The sequence below is a fragment of the Faecalibacillus intestinalis genome (genome assembly GCF_015097455.1).
GTDB classification, from domain to species: domain Bacteria; phylum Bacillota_I; class Bacilli_A; order Erysipelotrichales; family Coprobacillaceae; genus Faecalibacillus; species Faecalibacillus intestinalis.
In genome coordinates this window covers 127,737-144,238 of record NZ_AP024085.1, presented here as the reverse complement: position 1 = coordinate 144,238, position 16,502 = coordinate 127,737, and the positions used below count along the sequence as shown (strand labels likewise).

Below are 16,502 nucleotides of genomic sequence, written 5' to 3'. Positions count from 1 at the left end.
TTTATTTTTCTCCTAATCCTCTTTCTAATTGTTGTCTACATCCATCAACATGACTTCCATGAATACTTAAGCCTTTATGAAGGATACTATTTGGACAAAGTTTCTTTAAATCACTTTCACTTCTTCCCATACCACTTCCTTCATGGCTACAAATCGGATAGATATGCTTATTGGTAAAGTCATAACTTTCTAAAAATGTCATAACAATCGTTGGCATTGTTGACCACCAGTTTGGATAACCTAAATAAATTGTATCGTATTCATCAATACTTTCTAATGGATCTAATATTTGTGGACGGGCATTATTTTTAAGTTCATCACTTGCACGCTTTGTACATTCATGATAATCAAATGGATAAGCATCCACTTCTTTGATTTGATAAATATCTGCATCAATCATTGTAGATAATGTTTCAGCAATGACTTGTACATTCCCTTTTTCTAAATTAACAATATTTCCCGAGAAATAATTTTCTTTATTATGCGAAAAATAAACAATTAAACTTTTACTCATTGATTTTTATCTCCTTTGCTATGTTATATACTTTTTCTATTGAATCTGTTTTTTCAATATCATCTTTATTCCCTGTTTGGAAACCTAAAATAGAATCTACAAAACGATTACCACCAACTCTTAAACAATCAATATATTTTTGGAAAGTATCTTTGATGATTCTAAAATAACTTTCTTCAGGAGCTAATCCTGTTGTAAGTAGATAGAAATCTTTGTCATGAATTGTTTTTTCAATCACAAATGTACGATCAATTAATAACTTCATTGAAGCATTAAATGTATAAAAATAAACCGGTGAAGCAAAGACAATGACTTTTGCTTCTAACATCTTTTCATAAATTTCTTGCATGTCATCTTTTTGTACACATTGATTTGTCTTTTGACAAATATTACATCCTAAACAAGGTTTAATATTTTGATAATTGACATAAATCTTTTCTGTGCTATATCCATTTTCTTCTACACCTTTAATAAAAGCATTCGCTAATCGATCTGTATTCCCATGCTTTCTTGGACTACTCATTAAAACAAGAACTTGTGCCATAATTACTCACTCCTTTTTCCACTTATATGATAAAAAAAAGAAGGAATTGAAACAATTTCAATTCCTAATCATCTTTATAAGTTTTACTTATTTAATATTTCTTTATACATCTTTACAAATTCTTCTATATAATAATTGGTTTTATCTTTAGACCAACAAGCAAAATAATTTCTTTGAATAGGCTTGCCTTTATAAGATAATTCAATTCTTTCAATTCCTGACATAGGCTTATCTAAATGACCGATTTGATCAATTGGTAAATAACCTCTTTGGCTAGCTACCATTAAACGTGCTTGTTCCAAAGAATCCGCATAAAGAAAACGATGTGAAAGATTTAGTGACTTTTCATAAAATTCTCTTTCTGAATCTTCTCTCTCTTTAGAAACAACGATAATACAAGACATATTCTTTAAATCATCAGCACTAATAACTTCTTTTTTAGATAAAGGAGAAAGTGTTGAGATTTCAATAAAAGAAACACTTTCTTTTAAGTTTTCATTATAATAATCTTTATTAAACGTTCTTCTTTGTTCACTTATTTTCATATCAATACGATGATCAACTAATAATTCAAACAATTCCTCATGTGTACCACTGACTACTGAAATATTAACTTCTGGATAAATTCTTTTAAATTCAACAATTGTTTCTAATAATTCATTAGTACTAAAGTTTTTAGGATAACCAATTGTTAGGTTTAATTCCTGATCTTCTCCTCGACGAATTGTTTCTTCTTTAAAATCTTCAATTTCATCAAGAAGTACTTTTCCATGACGATAAAAATATTCTCCTGCCGCTGTTAAAGAAAATTGTCTTTTACTTCTTTCAAATAAACGTACCCCTAATTCCTTTTCTAGAGCTTTGATTTGTTGGGAAATAGCTGATTGTGAAATAAAACATTGTTCAGCTGCTTCTGTAAAACTATGTAAATCAACAACTGTGATAAAATATTTCATTTGTTTAAGTAACATGGATTTCACCTCTTTTTATATTTTACTGTATTTTTAAGTTCTCTGCACAAAAATTTGTTATAATTTAGAAAAGGAGTGGAAATATGAAAAAAATAATCACAGTATTACTATCTTGTATAATGCTTATAAGCTTAACAGGATGTGCCATGTTTGAATCAAAGATCAACGATATTAAAGGAAACCTTGTTGGTAATGGTTATACCATTGATACTTTTGATAACTATGGAAAAAGAGTTATGACAACAACAGGAGATAAAATAAATATTCAAGGTAATCCTGTAGAAACAACTTCTTATGATAGTGATGGAAGTATTATTACAGGATATGAATTATCTTCAGTTATTACCATTACCATTGATGGTCAAGAAATTGAATCTTGTGGAGATACATGTATCTTTACTCAAAAAGGATTAGAACCAAATGTTGATTTTACTCAAGAAGACATAGAAAGTAATGATAATGGAAAACTTTCAAATAATACATATATCGCTAATATTATTAATAAGTATAAAAACTACTTTGGTAAATCAAGAGTTGTTGTTATTAAGTCTCAATTAGGTCAACCAATTACAGCTTATTCAGGAGATGAAGTTTATTGGTCAGTTCCTAAAAAGTTACCTAAAATGACAAAGCTTATGATTGATGGTAAAGCTCTTTATATTCATCGTGCAAATTATCAAATCATTGATACAGCTTTGTTAAACTAAAAGACGGCATTGCCGTCTTTTACATTGTAAATAAACTTAAGATATCTTCTTTAGACATTTGTGATAATCCACCACTATTATTTTCTACAAACATATCCGCTAATTCTTTTTTACGTTTTTGCATTTCAATAATCTTTTCTTCTACACTATCTTTCATCACAAGATTAAATACTTGAACATTACTCTTTTGACCAATACGATAAGCACGATCTGTTGCTTGGTTTTGCGCCGATACATTCCACCATGGGTCATAATGAATAACATTTTCAGCCGATGTTAAGTTAAGACCTGTACCTCCTGCTTTTAAAGAAATTAAGAATAATGTTGTATCATCTTTTTGGAATCTTGAAACAAGTTCTCTTCTTTCTTCCTTATTTGTACTTCCTGTAAGCATGTAATATGTAATACCAGCTTTTTGACATTCCTCAGCAATTAAATCCAAAGCGGAAGTAAATGAAGAAAAGAGAAGTACTTTTTGTTTATTTTCTTGCATTGTTTTAATAAGTTCCATACAGGCTTTAAGCTTCGATGATGGTTGATCGATATTATCATAAACAAGACGTGGTTCTAGACATAATTGTCTTAGTCTTGTAAGCATTTTTAAAATTTGCATCTTATCTGAACCTTCTATGTCATAAAGTTGTTGAAGTTCTTCATTGACTTTAGCAAGATTTGCAACATAGATTTTTTCTTCTTCATCACTAAATGGAAGAATCATATTTTGTTCTATTTTATCTGGTAATTCTTTTAATACTTCTTTTTTATTTCTTCTTAAGATAAATGGTGTTACTAGTTTTTTAAGCTGTTTTGTTTTTTCTTCGTCATTATTTTTAACAATACTTGATTCATATTGTTTTTGGAAATAATGGTAATTGAATAAGTATTGTGGCATTAAGAAATCAAAAATAGACCATAATTCTGCTAAACTATTTTCAATTGGTGTTCCTGTTAAAGCAAGTTTACATCTTGTTTTTAAAGTTTTAACCGATTGTGCATTCTTTGTTTTTTGATTTTTAATATATTGTGCTTCATCTAAGATTACATATTCAAATTCAATATCTTGATACAATTCAAAATCTCTTCTCATATAATCATAAGAAGTTACATATAAACCTTGTTTAATCTCTTTAATTAATTCTTTTCTTAAAGCACCATTACCTGTAATACATGTGACTGATAACTGTTTAGAAAACTTATGCACTTCATCTTCCCAGTTATAAATAAGTGAAGATGGACATACAACAAGACTCGGTCTATTAGTTTCTAATGAATCTAATAAAGTGATAATTTGTAATGTTTTACCTAACCCCATATCATCAGCAAGAATACCATTAAAACCATAATATTTTAACGTATGAAGCCATACATATCCTTCTTTTTGATAATCTCTTAAGATTTTTTCATAATTTTGAGGTACTGGATACTCTTTTTGCGTTGCTGATTTAAATCTATCTAGTGTTTCTACAAAGGATTCTTCACGATCAAGTTCTACATATTCAAAATCATTTTCTTCATCAATTGCGAGCATTCTCTGTTTATTCATTGAAAACTCACCATTATCAATATCTTTAACATCAACATGATAAGCATCCATAAATTCACTTAATTCTTCTAAATCAGGTGAATCTAAATAAAGCAGTTCGCCATTTTTTAAACGATAGAATTTCTTTTTACGACGATATTGATTTAAGACATCTTGTAATTCTTTCTTTGGTATTTCATGAGACGAAATATCAAATTTTAAAAGATTGTTTTCAACACTAACCCCTACATGTAAGTTATAAGAAATCTTCTTACCTACTCTTTTCAATGCTTCTGATACATAAACATCTCCATATTGTTTTAAATAATCTAATCCTTCAAAGATAAATTCATAGGTTGTTTGACTATTGGTATCAAAATAAGCACGATGCTTATTTTGATCTATTGATGAAGCATATTGTTCAATATATTTTTCAACGATATCTTGTTGATAGGTTGTAATAATATTGTCATTAAAACCATAAACACGATTTTGATTTTCATCTACATAAACTGGTTGAAAATAAATCATTTGATCATCATCAATATCCCCATAGATTTTAATTTCATCATAAGTCGGTATATCATTTGAAGTTTCATCAAACACTTCAAAATAAGAAAGAATTGGTAACAAAACATATTTATAGAAGTCTTGATATTGTTCCTCTAAAATAATCAATTGTCCTTCATTATCCATAATGCTACTTAAAAAACGACAAACATTCCCTTCTTCATCAAAAATCATGCGATCCATATAAAACTTACCATTATTCATTCCATAACGATAGCCATGTTTACCACCGATATAAATAGGTTCATCTACATTTACTCGAACAATATAATAATCATCTTCTTTTAAAATATATAAACGTAAATTACATTCAATCTCACCTAAAGAAAAGATTTCTTTATTCGCATCATAGAATTCATCAAATAAACGAGGATCTATTGTTATACTTCGTTTAATAGGTTCATAATAGTAAGGATATTCTTCCATATCATAGCGACGAATGATCAGTGCTTTTTTCATTAAATCAATTTGTTTTAAAGCATCATCTGTAAAGCTTTTTTCACTGTGGACAAATTCTAAAGCTTTTCCATATTTATGGTTTTCTTGATTTTGAATTCTATCTATAAAATCAGCAATATTTTTTAATACATATTTCTTTTCATTTCCAATTTTATACTCGAGTACTATTTCATCTCCATTTAGATAAACATTCGGTGTTAAATCATATTTTTCTTGATTAATTGAAAGGCGTAAGTCTGTTTGATATTGGCTTTTATTAAAATCAATAAGCTTTGTAGACATAGAAGCCATTTGTCTTAATTGTGCTTTTCTTCTTTGTCTTTGATTTTCCTTTTCTATTTCTTTGATTTTTTGTAATTTATCACTTTGATAATCAAAAGGGAGTTCATTGATTTCTAATTCATTAAGTTTTAAAATTACTGCACCTAAATGACCACACATTGAATCTTGATCATTAAATGGACATGAACATTCATAAGAAATAACTTGATTATCTTTAATATCTAATGAACATTTTTGAGGATGATTAAATACTGAAACGACAGCATCTATATGATAAACATCTTCATTAGCTGTAACATGTATGCTTTCTACATTATCATAGTGATGATATTTTCTAGCAATTTCTAAGTTATTTTTACTTTTTACAACATTTGAATTAATATTGAATTTCAATTTCATCACCTTCCTTTAAACATGCATCTAACATTTCATGTAGTTTCTTTTTTCTTGGATATTCTTTTTTCAACAAATCTACTAACTCTAGTTTAGACATTTCATCTAACTCATGAAATAAGTCATAAATATAATCTCTTAAATAATAATTTCTTATTCCTTGATTTATATAATCTTTTAAGCATTCAACATATACCATTAAATACATTTCTAAACTGTATTCTTTTATCATTCCTTTTAGTGGATCAAAAAAATTCATATTTGGTTTTTGTAGTAAGATATAAATAGCATATTTTGCTTCTTGTTTTCGTTTAAACATTATCGCTAATTCATAATCACTATAATAATCATCTACTTTATTTATAAAATCAATCAAGTAATTTTCAAATTTATTTCCATAAAACTCTTTTAAATCATCATAATAAATAGGAACTTCTGAACAATTATAATAGCTTAATTTTGAACATAAATAATTTAAATACGCATCTTCATTTTCTGGATTGAGTAAGGATTCTAATTTTGCTTTTGTTTCTTTTGTTCTAATATTTTGTATATGTTCTTTATAGTATTGCTTAGCATGTCCTATTTGTTGATTATTCATATAATAGCGTATCATTTCCATAATATAATCTTCATTGTTATTATAAATTTGGATCTCATCTAAGTATTTTTTTATATCCAAATGATGATCATTAATTATTTTAAAATATGTATTTAATAAAGCTGGATTTCTTTTATTTAAAAGCATTTCTTTAATAATAGCTATTTGATCTTCAACATCTAATAAATAAACAACAGACATAATATGACTAAATGCATTTTCATATCTTTGATATTTCATATTTTCTTTAAGCCGTTGCACTGTTAATTCTTTATTATGTTCATTAGTAAGCAACTTACAGTATCCTTGAAACATAATATTAAGTATTTCATGGCGATAATCTTTTGGGTAATTAGAACTTAAAAATTCTTCAATAACTTGTTGATAATTAGAAATATGAAAATTTCCTTGCTTATTTAATTGAATAATATTCTTTAAATATTTCTTAAATTCTTCATTAAATTCACGTTTTAACATATAACTACTACGTGATCTTGCACGAACTCTTTTTAATAAAGCATTAATATCGATATATTGTTGTTCATCCTTAGGAAGTCTTTCTTCAATCGCAAAATAAAGTGCTGCCTCATGTTTACAATGATGACCATCTTTAGCATAGGGGCAATCACACGTTGCAGACATCACATTATAATGTTCATCTAAAGTAATTTTAGTATGATAAGCTTCACTTCCTAAAACAATTCCTGTATATGTTTTATCATCTTTTTGATTAATAGAAAAAACTCTGTTTTGTTCAAAATATTTTTTTCCTCTTTCTAATATTGTATCTGTAAAAAATGAACTCATACTCTTCCTCTTTTCGTATTTATTCAATTATACAAAATAGATCACTATTAAAAAAGCACAAACTTTAATTTGTGCCTAAAATATATTTACTAATTACTTCCGCCACAGCATTTTCATTATTTGTCGCCTTGGTAATCACATCACATTCTTTCTTCATATCTTCAACGGTGTTTTGTACCCCAACACCAAGTCCTGCAACTTTAATCATTGATAAATCATTAAAGTTATCACCAATAGCAATCGTCTCTTTAATATCTACACCTAAGATATCCGCAAGTTTCTTTAAACCTTGTCCTTTATTAACACCTTGATGATTAAATTCAATATAACGATTAGATGAATAACTGACATCCAAATCCCCTGTAATATCCTTTAAATCATCTTCAATCTTTTTCAAATAACCATAATCTGTATTCATATACAACACTTTAACAATTTCTTGTCCCTTTAAAAAATCAATATGATCATCAAAGATTTCTTTAACTTCCATTCTTCCCGCTAAATAGTTAATTTCTTCTTGAACAAACTTATAAGCATAAACCATATCTTTTGTGTAAACATGAATACATACATCATAGTTTAAACCTCGTTTATAAAGCTCACTTGCTTTTTCAAAGGTAATCCCTTCAAAATGAAGCAGTTTACTTCCTTTATTTTCGCTAATGGCTCCGCCGTTATAAGAAATTACATATTCATTTTCTAAGTCATAAAGACCTAATTCTTTTAAAGTTCCATCAACCGTATTGTATCCTCTTCCTGTAGCAGGAACAAACTTAACACCTAATTCTTTGGCTTTTTGAATTGCTTCGATATTTTCTTTAGAAATTGAACGATCATCACTTAATAAAGTTTCATCTAAATCACACGCTATAATTTTATACATAAAGAGCCTCCTTTATTTATTATTGTATCTAATTAAATATCTCTTCCACATTAATTTCATAATATGAAATTAATTCTACCTATGTATCTTTAATGAGGGTGATAACATGAAAAAACGTATTTACGAAATAATAGAAGTTTCTAAAGAAGACGATAAAGCAAGTCATGTATATGATTTAGTGATGATGTTTATCATATTTATAAGCATTATTCCACTTGCTTTTAAACAAGAAACAAAGTTATTTACAACACTTGATTTAATTACAGTTATAATTTTTATTATTGATTATTTATTAAGATAGACTACAGCTGATTTAAAATATGATGATCCTCGCTTTATTTCTTACATAAAATATCCATTTTCATTTATAGCTATTATTGATTTACTTTCAATCCTACCATCTATCAGCCTTTTAAATAAAGGATTCAAAGCATTAAAAACAATTCGTCTTATTCGAACATTTAGAGTACTACGTATATTTAAAAGTTTTCGTTATTCTAAAAATATTCAAATTATTATACAGGTTGGAAAAAATTCAAAAGATGCCTTAATTACTGTTCTTTATCTAGCAATAGGCTATATTATTGCCTGTGCTTTAGTCATTTCCAACGTTGAACCTGATAGCTTCCATACTTTCTTTGATGCTATCTATTGGGCAACGATTTCTCTTACTACTGTAGGTTATGGAGACATCTATCCAGTAACAACATTAGGCAGAATGATTACCATGGTTTCTTCTTTCATGGGCATTGCTATCGTAGCATTACCTGCTGGTATTATTACTGCAGGCTATATGAAAGAAATAGGATCAGTATAATCCTGATCCTCTCGATACACCATGGTCAGCTTCGATACTTTGCATAACAAAACATGAATACATTGGATAAGGGCATTCTTTTAAACCAAACAACAATGCGTACTTCATCTCATCTTCTGTTTCAATTTCTTTATAACTATCTAAATACTTTTTATAACCTAATAATTTCTTTAAATCTTCATAAATATCTAAACTATAACAATCATCTACAAAACGATGTTCTTGTCTTAGTTTATTTTGCATATCTTTTAAGTATTCATTTTCCCATTTTATTATTTTTTCAAAATCATTTTCTACCCAAATACGTAATGTTTTATCATCAACAATTTGATCAATAGAAAGAATATATAACATTTGGAATAATTGATCTTCTACTCTATTATTTGTATATGTTTTAAGAAAATGAATACTTAGCTCATAGTCTTTTTCTTCTAAAGAAATATCCTTTTGCTCATTCCATTTTTTTAATAATAAATAGATAAGGATTGATTTATCTTGTGGTAGTTCATCAATCAATGATAATAAATAATAAACATATTGTAAGTCTTGAACAGGTGTATTCGTTGTTTGTATTTTTTTATAATTTAATACATGTTTTTTATGATCTTGATATTGAACGACAGGATAATGATTTTTAGGTTTTTTCTTATAAAAGTAATAAAGAATAATGAGAAGCATTGCAAATACAAATAGTAATTCCATAATGATCACTCCTTTAAATCATTATACCACAACATTAAAATAATAAAATTAATATTTTTAATTTTATTTCTAATACTAATATCTATCTTATTAAATTATCCAGTTTACCTATTTCAATGGTTATAAAAAATGGAGGAAAATCCTCCATTTTTACTTAATTCTAATAAATCGATCTTTGATATCTTTGACCGTTACACCCTGTGTAACTGCGGCATTTTCATCACTATACTGTGATATAGTGCTATCCTCATCTATTTTATCTTTATAACTAATCACAAAATAAATATCTTTTTCACCATTATTGATTACTAAATAGCATTCCTTTTCTTTATCAAACATCTTTGTTATATCAACCGCTTTATCTTGATAATAGAATATATACTTATCTTCTTTTTCATCATAAACAATTTCACTGTCATCATTTAAACTATTTGCTATTTCATCCCCGTTCATCGTTTGAATTCCAAAAGGTGTCCCTTTTAAACCAATATGAACTCCCATATCAATGACATCTCCATTTTTATCAGTTGTATAAAAATGATAAGCGTTATCTTGTACTTTTTCATATTGAACACTTCTTTTTTCACCATGGAACCAGACTTCTAATTTACTTTGTATCCCCCCTACATCAAAGGCATAAGCAACAGTAAATGTAGATAATAAGACAATTAATGATGTTGCAAGAGTAAGTAAAGGTTTTGGAATTTTTCTTTGATTTAAGTTAATTTCTTTTTGATAATGTACATGTTTAAATGCTTGTTTATAGGCTTCTTTATTCTTCATTGTTCCAGTTCTCCTTAAGTTGTTCTTTTAATATTTGTCTTGCTCTAGAAAGTCTTACTTTAACATTCCCTTCATTGAGTTTTAATTGTTGAGCAATTTCTTTAATTGAATAATCTTCATAATAATATAAGTGAATCACAATACTATACTTTGATGGCAAAGCCATCACTGCTTGAAATAATTCTTCATCCTGTGATTTATCAAATGGAATCGTTGCCATATAATCTTCCATAGATACTTGTTTTCTTTTCCAAAACTTTCTTTGAATATCTTTAGCTTTATTAATTGCTACTTTATATAACCAAGATTCTATATGTTTCTTTGATTCAAAACCTTTTTTATATGTATGATATTTAAGAAAAGTTTCTTGAACAACATCCTCAGCATCATCAGGATTTTTTAACATCGTTAATCCTATCGCAAAAATACGATCTTTATATGTTTCAATCACTTGTTCTGTATCTATCTTCATAACTGCCTCCTCAAGAGCTCTTTCACTTATAATACGTTTTATATAGAAAAAAGGTAACAAAAAGTCTATGTATTTCTACATAAACTTTTCATTACCTATTCATTTCTATGATAAAATGAACTTCTTCATCCTGTACAACTTTACAAGTATAGTTGTGTAAATCTAAAATATTTCTAACAATCGCTAATCCCATTCCTGTAGAATTGGTATCATTTCTTGATACATCCGCTTTATAGAGAGGTTCAAATATATGATTAATATCTTTATTTTCTATTTTTGATCCATCGTTACTTATAATTATTTTTTCTTGTTTATAAACAATACTTATTTTTTGATTTGCATATTTAAAAGCATTGTTGATAAGATTGTCAAAGACAATCATCATCAATTGTTGATCACATGAAATATTGATTTTAGAATCAATATCAATTGTAATGATTTTTGATTCTAAATCATAATGTTTTAATACTTCTTCAAACATTGTCGAAAGATTATGATTTTGTTTATGTAATTGATAAGAATTTGTCGTTCTTGTATATATCAACATTTGATTTAAAAGATTATTCATATGCTTAGATTCATCTTCGATCATTTTTAAGTATTTATGTTGTTTTTCAGGATTAACATTCTCTATCAACATTTCTGAACTATTTAAAATAACTGCGTTTGGTGTCTTCATTTCATGGGCCATTGCATTAATAAATAAGTTTCTTGTTTTATTTAATTCTTCTCTTTCATTTTCAAGATACGTATATATAAAATAAATACATGCTAGAATAATTTGTACAAAACTAAACATTAAAATAAATCTATCTTTTAAACTATCTAAAACAATATTGGATGTATCAATAAACATATTAAGTTTTATATTATTTTCTTTATTTACATAATGAACATATATCTTTGACTTATCAGAAGAAATATCACATGTTTCTTGTTCTACTTTAATATCTTTTTCTTTTGGATTCTTTTCTAGTGTTTGCTTTGAATTAAAAAACATTAATTCAAAATCACCAAGTCTATTTTGATCACTTGCTTTTTTATTTTTATATTTATACCATGAATAATAATTCATTGTTCCTTGTGAGTTACCAAGTTTATAAGTCGTATGACTATTTTCATCATAAAAGATAATTTGATCTATGACGTATTGATTATCTTTTGAATGAAAACTCATCTTTTTTATAGTACAACCAACTTGATTTTGATTATAAAAGTCTAATAAATTATTGATCTCTCTTTTATTAAAAGAATTTTCTAGATTAAAAAAAGTATATTTTTCATTTGTACTATCTTTAAAAAAGATAATAAAGTTTTTATTATTAAATTCATATTTATTTTTTACTTTATATTCAAAAGCTATATTTTGTTTAATATCAAACCCATTACCATCATAAATAGTAGATAGTATATCATGCATATTATTTTCAATATTTTTATCACTTTGCGTTATCATTTGATTCGTAACATCACTTGCTAGTGACCACATAACAGTATCCATTGTATTAAGATTACTCGTGTACATCTGCCTACCTATAATAAAAACAATAATTAACACACTTTCAATTAATAAAAATCTTTTAAATTTCTTATTTTTAAAGGCAAGATAAAACATGCCTAATAATAAAACAATACTTAGCGCTCCTAAAAAATCAACCATTTTCAAACACCTTCGTTTCAAAACAATAACCTTGTTTAATCACTGTCTTTATTCCCTTTTGATAAGGTCCCAAGGCTTTTCTTAATATTTTAATATGTGTATCAACACTTCTTTCTTGTCCCGTATAATCAAATCCCCATACTTTCAATAAGATTTGTTCTCTAGATAAGATCATATTGGGATTTTTTATAAAATATTCTAATATTTTATAATCTATTATTTTTAAATTTAAATTCTTATTATTTAGATAAGCTTGTTTTTCTCTTGTATTTAATTTTAAAACTCCTCTTTCTAAAAATTGATAATGTTTTCTATTCATGATTGCATTACATTTAGCAAGTAATACCGGTAATGAAAAAGGTTTAATAATATAATCATCACAACCTAATTCATATCCTTTTAACTGATCAACTTCTTGTACCTTAGCCGTAATAAAAAGAATTGGTATTTCTTCTTTTTCACGTATCTTTTTACATAATGTAAAACCATCCATCTTAGGCATCATCACATCCAATAAAACAAGATCATAACTTTCAGTTAAAAAGCTATAGTAAGCATCTTCTCCATTATCAAAACTTTCCACAACATACCCATGAACAACCAAATAATCTTCTATTATTTCTCTTAAATTATCATGATCTTCAGCAAGTAGTATCTTCATAACAATACCTCCCTTCATCTTTAATATACTTTCTTCATTTGTAATCTTTGTGTAAGTTCTTTAATAATTTAATTTTATATTATGATATCTTAAAGATTCAACTCTATTCCATCATATTTCATATAAAAAAGAAACAGTATCATACTGTTTCCCTCGCCCTAGTTATTATTATCTTTTTTTGGTAAATACCAATAATTATTGAACTGATATAAGAATGTTTTTGAACCCGGTGGCATTTCTACAAATGCATGATATACATTCATGAAATCTACTGCTGAATTTGCAACAACAAACATAGCGGCCATTCCTAAAAAAAACTTACATTTTGTTAATGAAATATAATAAGGAACTAAACCAAATAAAATATCAGGAATAAGATTGATAGCTATATATTTTTTCTTTGTAAACTCTGTTGTATATACTCCTGCAAAACCAACACGTGGTATTTTAAACATATAAATTTCTTTATAGAAATAAAACTGACATAGTTTTGAAAGAACTAATAAAATATTTGCGAGTATAAAATAGCTAAAAAGATTTGATAAATCCATAGAATCAACATCTCTAAAAAAAACATTTAAATATTCTGGTACAAACATAATACATATAATAATAAAAGTAACAATACTTGTTTGTATATTCTGTTTTTTTCTATCCGTTGGCTCATTAAATCGAATAGCCCCTTCTTTAAGCTTATTTGTTGGGAGTGGATTAGTTTCTGGATCTAATTTCCCCATATATTTTATCTTCATAAGTTGTCTCCTCGTATATCCTGTTTCACTTTTATCTATAAATACATCATACCATACATATCACTATTTATTTTACTAAAACATAATACAAAAAAAAGAATGACATAACGCCATTCTCTTATAAGTTCTTAATATCTTGAACGACACGTTGTAAATCTTCTCTGATTTTAATAGATTGTGGACAAAGTTTTTCACATTTCCCACATTTCTTACAAAATTCAGCTTGTGCATCTCCTAGATTTGTATAACGTCTTTTCGCTGTATCTTTAAGACCTAACATACCATATTCATTCCATAACTTGAAGTTACCTGGAATATCTATTCCAAATGGACAAGGCATACAATAACGACATCCTGTACATCCATTTTTAGTTTTTGCTTTAATCATATTAGCTACTTTTTCTACAAGTTTTTCTTCATCTTGATCTAATAGTTTAAATTCTTTAAAAGTAGCAAGATTATCTTCTACTTGATCATAAGTTGACATACCACTTAAAACAACTTTAACATTTGGAAGTGAAGCCACAAAACGTAAAGCCCAACTTGAAATGCTGACATTTGGATTATAGTCAGTAAAAACTTGTTCAATATCATCTGAAAGGCTAGCAAGAGCTCCGCCTTTAATAGGTTCCATAATAACTAATGGTACATTCTTTTCTTCTGTAAGTTTATAACCTTTCATTCCTGCTTGGATATCTGTATCAATGTAATTTAATTGAATTTGACAGAAATCCCAATCACGATAATTAATGATTTCCTCAAAGACTTCATAATCATCATGGAATGAAAAACCAAAGTTTTTAATTCTTCCTTGTTTCTTTAATTCTTCACAATAAGGAATGATATTTAAATCCATAACTTTTTTCCATGTATCTTTATTTAAAGCATGTAATAAATAGAAATCAACATAATTGACATCAAGTCTTTTCGTTTGTTCTTCAAAGATTTCTTTTGCTTGTTCCAATGAATTAATTTTAAACATTGGTAACTTTGTCGCAAGATAAAAATCTTCTCTTTTATACTTCTTTAAAACTCTACCAACAAATGGTTCGCTTTCACCATCATGATAAGGATAAGCTGTATCAATATAAGTCACACCACTTTCAATAGCATGATCTAACATTCTTTCTGCTTCTACCTCATCAATAGTGCCATCTTCATTTTTAGGAAAACGCATGCAGCCAAATCCTAATAATGAAGGATTGACATTAAGTTTATCAATTTTACTATATTCCATCCTTTTATCCTCCCTAAATTAACCTATATACATTGTAAACCCTAAAGCTCGGTTTATGTCAATATTTTTAGAAGATGAAAAAAACAAGACCGTGTCTTGTTTCATTCATCTCTTTCACTTCGATCAGGTAAATTTGAAGTAATATCATTTACATTTTATAATACTTTAATCGACATATTAAAACTTTTCATATCAGGATCAAAATAGTAATAATTCTTTGTTAATTCTTTGCGCATTTTAACAATACCTGCTTCTTTTAAGACCTTTAAATGATGAGATACAGAAACTCTTGATAAGTGTGTTTTTTCAACAATTTCATGAACACGTACACCAGAACATTTCCCCATTTTAATCATTTCTAATATCATATGTTGGCGGTTTTCATCACCTAATGCGAGTAAGATATCTTTGCATTGTTCAAATTCTGATGTAAATGTATCGAGTTCATTATTTAGCTCCATGTCCTGTCACCGCTTCAAAATGGTATTTCACTATTCCGAGATCTATCTTTGAATAAAAACCACGTAATGCTTTAGCACTTACAACACCATTGTTTAATTCAAACATAAACTTTTGTTGATTCATGGCTGTTGGGGCAAGAGCTACAGCTTCCATTCCTTGTTTAAACCAGTCACATTCTTGATCATATTTACATAATGTATCAAGTTCTTTGCTTTTATGAGGAAAACCTTGATTCTTCCCATACCCTAATGAAAGAAGAATTAATAATTTCTTTCCTTTTTCTATTTTAGCTTGTGTTTTACCATGAGTCATTGCGACCCAACAGGTATTTAAGCCTAATTCTTGACACTTTAATACAAGTTTTTCACCATAGTATCCTGCTTTTTCTTGTTGGCTTTTTTCTCCAACAATTGCAATATAATTTGTTACATTTTCAAATTTACCATAGTGTGCCATAAAAGAATCAAAGCATTGAGGTTCATCATAGAATACTTGCATTTGTAAACCACTTTCTTCATTGATTTCTTTAATTAATTTATTAATAACGAATCGTTTATCTTGTTCTATAGGTTGATTGATATATTGACGAACACTATGTCTATCTTTCATTAATTGTAAAGTATCCATAAATAATCTCCTTCTTTAAATATACCCCTAGTTTAACACAAAATAGATTCAATAATTCAATGGTCAAGAAAATCAA

The 16,502-nt window shown here is 27.3% G+C and carries 18 protein-coding genes; 3 read left to right on the top strand and 15 right to left on the bottom strand.

What is annotated here, in order from left to right; all coding sequences use genetic code 11:
* Nucleotide 1: 1 nt before the first annotated feature.
* The 3 genes from Fi14EGH31_RS00780 to Fi14EGH31_RS00770 all read right to left on the bottom strand — a co-directional run bounded on the left by Fi14EGH31_RS00780 (nucleotide 2) and on the right by Fi14EGH31_RS00770 (nucleotide 2,029).
* Complete coding sequence (locus tag Fi14EGH31_RS00780) at nucleotides 2–514, bottom strand: flavodoxin (protein ID WP_195947464.1); 513 nt, start codon at nucleotides 512–514, stop codon at nucleotides 2–4.
* Entirely contained in the window at nucleotides 507–1,058 is a 552-nt protein-coding gene (locus Fi14EGH31_RS00775) for a flavodoxin family protein (protein ID WP_195947465.1), read from the bottom strand. The genes Fi14EGH31_RS00780 and Fi14EGH31_RS00775 overlap by 8 nt, the downstream gene beginning before the upstream one ends.
* A gap of 83 nt (nucleotides 1,059–1,141) precedes the next feature.
* Nucleotides 1,142–2,029: a LysR family transcriptional regulator gene (locus Fi14EGH31_RS00770; protein WP_117832661.1), complete on the bottom strand. Its 888-nt coding sequence runs from the start codon at nucleotides 2,027–2,029 to the stop codon at nucleotides 1,142–1,144.
* 83 nt (nucleotides 2,030–2,112) lie between these two features.
* Between Fi14EGH31_RS00770 and Fi14EGH31_RS00765 the strand changes: the two genes are divergently transcribed.
* On the top strand, nucleotides 2,113–2,736 hold the full coding sequence (locus tag Fi14EGH31_RS00765; protein WP_117851262.1) for a DUF5052 family protein: 624 nt from the start codon (nucleotides 2,113–2,115) through the stop codon (nucleotides 2,734–2,736).
* Nucleotides 2,737–2,755: 19 nt separating this feature from the next.
* On the opposite strand, the gene Fi14EGH31_RS00760 is transcribed toward Fi14EGH31_RS00765, so the two are convergent.
* The 3 genes from Fi14EGH31_RS00760 to Fi14EGH31_RS00750 form a co-directional block, all read right to left on the bottom strand.
* Complete coding sequence (locus Fi14EGH31_RS00760; protein WP_396132926.1) at nucleotides 2,756–5,962, bottom strand: SNF2-related protein; 3,207 nt, start codon at nucleotides 5,960–5,962, stop codon at nucleotides 2,756–2,758.
* Entirely contained in the window at nucleotides 5,946–7,370 is a 1,425-nt protein-coding gene (locus tag Fi14EGH31_RS00755) for an SWIM zinc finger family protein (RefSeq protein WP_200765032.1), read from the bottom strand. The genes Fi14EGH31_RS00760 and Fi14EGH31_RS00755 overlap by 17 nt, the downstream gene beginning before the upstream one ends.
* A gap of 64 nt (nucleotides 7,371–7,434) precedes the next feature.
* Nucleotides 7,435–8,253: a Cof-type HAD-IIB family hydrolase gene (locus tag Fi14EGH31_RS00750; RefSeq protein WP_117575534.1), complete on the bottom strand. Its 819-nt coding sequence runs from the start codon at nucleotides 8,251–8,253 to the stop codon at nucleotides 7,435–7,437.
* Between the two features lie 106 nt (nucleotides 8,254–8,359).
* Between Fi14EGH31_RS00750 and Fi14EGH31_RS00745 the strand changes: the two genes are divergently transcribed.
* On the top strand, nucleotides 8,360–8,554 hold the full coding sequence (locus tag Fi14EGH31_RS00745; RefSeq protein ID WP_200765031.1) for a hypothetical protein: 195 nt from the start codon (nucleotides 8,360–8,362) through the stop codon (nucleotides 8,552–8,554).
* 36 nt (nucleotides 8,555–8,590) lie between these two features.
* Nucleotides 8,591–9,070, top strand: coding sequence for an ion transporter (locus Fi14EGH31_RS00740; RefSeq protein WP_200765356.1), 480 nt, complete (start codon nucleotides 8,591–8,593; stop codon nucleotides 9,068–9,070).
* On the opposite strand, the gene Fi14EGH31_RS00735 is transcribed toward Fi14EGH31_RS00740, so the two are convergent.
* The 9 genes from Fi14EGH31_RS00735 to Fi14EGH31_RS00695 form a co-directional block, all read right to left on the bottom strand.
* Nucleotides 9,062–9,772 carry a hypothetical protein gene (locus Fi14EGH31_RS00735; RefSeq protein WP_117788573.1) on the bottom strand — a complete coding sequence of 237 codons (711 nt, stop codon included), beginning with the start codon at nucleotides 9,770–9,772 and terminating at the stop codon, nucleotides 9,062–9,064. The genes Fi14EGH31_RS00740 and Fi14EGH31_RS00735 overlap by 9 nt on opposite strands.
* A gap of 150 nt (nucleotides 9,773–9,922) precedes the next feature.
* Nucleotides 9,923–10,555 (bottom strand): hypothetical protein, encoded by a 633-nt coding sequence (locus Fi14EGH31_RS00730; RefSeq protein ID WP_117347654.1) that lies wholly within the window; start codon nucleotides 10,553–10,555, stop codon nucleotides 9,923–9,925.
* Nucleotides 10,545–11,027 (bottom strand): RNA polymerase sigma factor, encoded by a 483-nt coding sequence (locus Fi14EGH31_RS00725; RefSeq protein ID WP_117347655.1) that lies wholly within the window; start codon nucleotides 11,025–11,027, stop codon nucleotides 10,545–10,547. The genes Fi14EGH31_RS00730 and Fi14EGH31_RS00725 overlap by 11 nt, the downstream gene beginning before the upstream one ends.
* A gap of 91 nt (nucleotides 11,028–11,118) precedes the next feature.
* A complete protein-coding gene (locus Fi14EGH31_RS00720) occupies nucleotides 11,119–12,687 on the bottom strand; it encodes a sensor histidine kinase (protein WP_117788574.1) in 1,569 nt (522 codons plus the stop codon).
* Complete coding sequence (locus Fi14EGH31_RS00715) at nucleotides 12,680–13,348, bottom strand: response regulator transcription factor (RefSeq protein WP_022002374.1); 669 nt, start codon at nucleotides 13,346–13,348, stop codon at nucleotides 12,680–12,682. Before Fi14EGH31_RS00715 ends, Fi14EGH31_RS00720 begins: the two co-directional genes overlap by 8 nt.
* Before the next feature lie 158 nt (nucleotides 13,349–13,506).
* Nucleotides 13,507–14,100 (bottom strand): hypothetical protein, encoded by a 594-nt coding sequence (locus tag Fi14EGH31_RS00710; protein WP_117788575.1) that lies wholly within the window; start codon nucleotides 14,098–14,100, stop codon nucleotides 13,507–13,509.
* Between the two features lie 118 nt (nucleotides 14,101–14,218).
* Nucleotides 14,219–15,337, bottom strand: a complete 1,119-nt coding sequence (locus Fi14EGH31_RS00705; RefSeq protein WP_200765030.1) for an aldo/keto reductase — start codon at nucleotides 15,335–15,337, stop codon at nucleotides 14,219–14,221.
* Between the two features lie 155 nt (nucleotides 15,338–15,492).
* Nucleotides 15,493–15,798 (bottom strand): ArsR/SmtB family transcription factor, encoded by a 306-nt coding sequence (locus Fi14EGH31_RS00700; protein WP_117347659.1) that lies wholly within the window; start codon nucleotides 15,796–15,798, stop codon nucleotides 15,493–15,495.
* On the bottom strand, nucleotides 15,785–16,426 hold the full coding sequence (locus Fi14EGH31_RS00695; RefSeq protein ID WP_117347660.1) for a nitroreductase family protein: 642 nt from the start codon (nucleotides 16,424–16,426) through the stop codon (nucleotides 15,785–15,787). The genes Fi14EGH31_RS00700 and Fi14EGH31_RS00695 overlap by 14 nt, the downstream gene beginning before the upstream one ends.
* Between the last annotated feature and the right edge of the window lie 76 nt (nucleotides 16,427–16,502).

Bases quoted from the DNA above. Each gene is read 5' to 3' on its own strand.
- Fi14EGH31_RS00780 (WP_195947464.1), bottom strand. From the start codon at position 514: ATGAGTAAAAGTTTAATTGTTTATTTTTCGCATAATAAAGAAAATTAT.
- Fi14EGH31_RS00775 (WP_195947465.1), bottom strand. From the start codon at position 1,058: ATGGCACAAGTTCTTGTTTTAATGAGTAGTCCAAGAAAGCATGGGAAT.
- Fi14EGH31_RS00770 (WP_117832661.1), bottom strand. From the start codon at position 2,029: ATGTTACTTAAACAAATGAAATATTTTATCACAGTTGTTGATTTACAT.
- Fi14EGH31_RS00765 (WP_117851262.1), top strand. From the start codon at position 2,113: ATGAAAAAAATAATCACAGTATTACTATCTTGTATAATGCTTATAAGC.
- Fi14EGH31_RS00755 (WP_200765032.1), bottom strand. From the start codon at position 7,370: ATGAGTTCATTTTTTACAGATACAATATTAGAAAGAGGAAAAAAATAT.
- Fi14EGH31_RS00750 (WP_117575534.1), bottom strand. From the start codon at position 8,253: ATGTATAAAATTATAGCGTGTGATTTAGATGAAACTTTATTAAGTGAT.
- Fi14EGH31_RS00745 (WP_200765031.1), top strand. From the start codon at position 8,360: ATGAAAAAACGTATTTACGAAATAATAGAAGTTTCTAAAGAAGACGAT.
- Fi14EGH31_RS00735 (WP_117788573.1), bottom strand. From the start codon at position 9,772: ATGGAATTACTATTTGTATTTGCAATGCTTCTCATTATTCTTTATTAC.
- Fi14EGH31_RS00730 (WP_117347654.1), bottom strand. From the start codon at position 10,555: ATGAAGAATAAAGAAGCCTATAAACAAGCATTTAAACATGTACATTAT.
- Fi14EGH31_RS00725 (WP_117347655.1), bottom strand. From the start codon at position 11,027: ATGAAGATAGATACAGAACAAGTGATTGAAACATATAAAGATCGTATT.
- Fi14EGH31_RS00720 (WP_117788574.1), bottom strand. From the start codon at position 12,687: ATGGTTGATTTTTTAGGAGCGCTAAGTATTGTTTTATTATTAGGCATG.
- Fi14EGH31_RS00715 (WP_022002374.1), bottom strand. From the start codon at position 13,348: ATGAAGATACTACTTGCTGAAGATCATGATAATTTAAGAGAAATAATA.
- Fi14EGH31_RS00710 (WP_117788575.1), bottom strand. From the start codon at position 14,100: ATGAAGATAAAATATATGGGGAAATTAGATCCAGAAACTAATCCACTC.
- Fi14EGH31_RS00705 (WP_200765030.1), bottom strand. From the start codon at position 15,337: ATGGAATATAGTAAAATTGATAAACTTAATGTCAATCCTTCATTATTA.
- Fi14EGH31_RS00700 (WP_117347659.1), bottom strand. From the start codon at position 15,798: ATGGAGCTAAATAATGAACTCGATACATTTACATCAGAATTTGAACAA.
- Fi14EGH31_RS00695 (WP_117347660.1), bottom strand. From the start codon at position 16,426: ATGGATACTTTACAATTAATGAAAGATAGACATAGTGTTCGTCAATAT.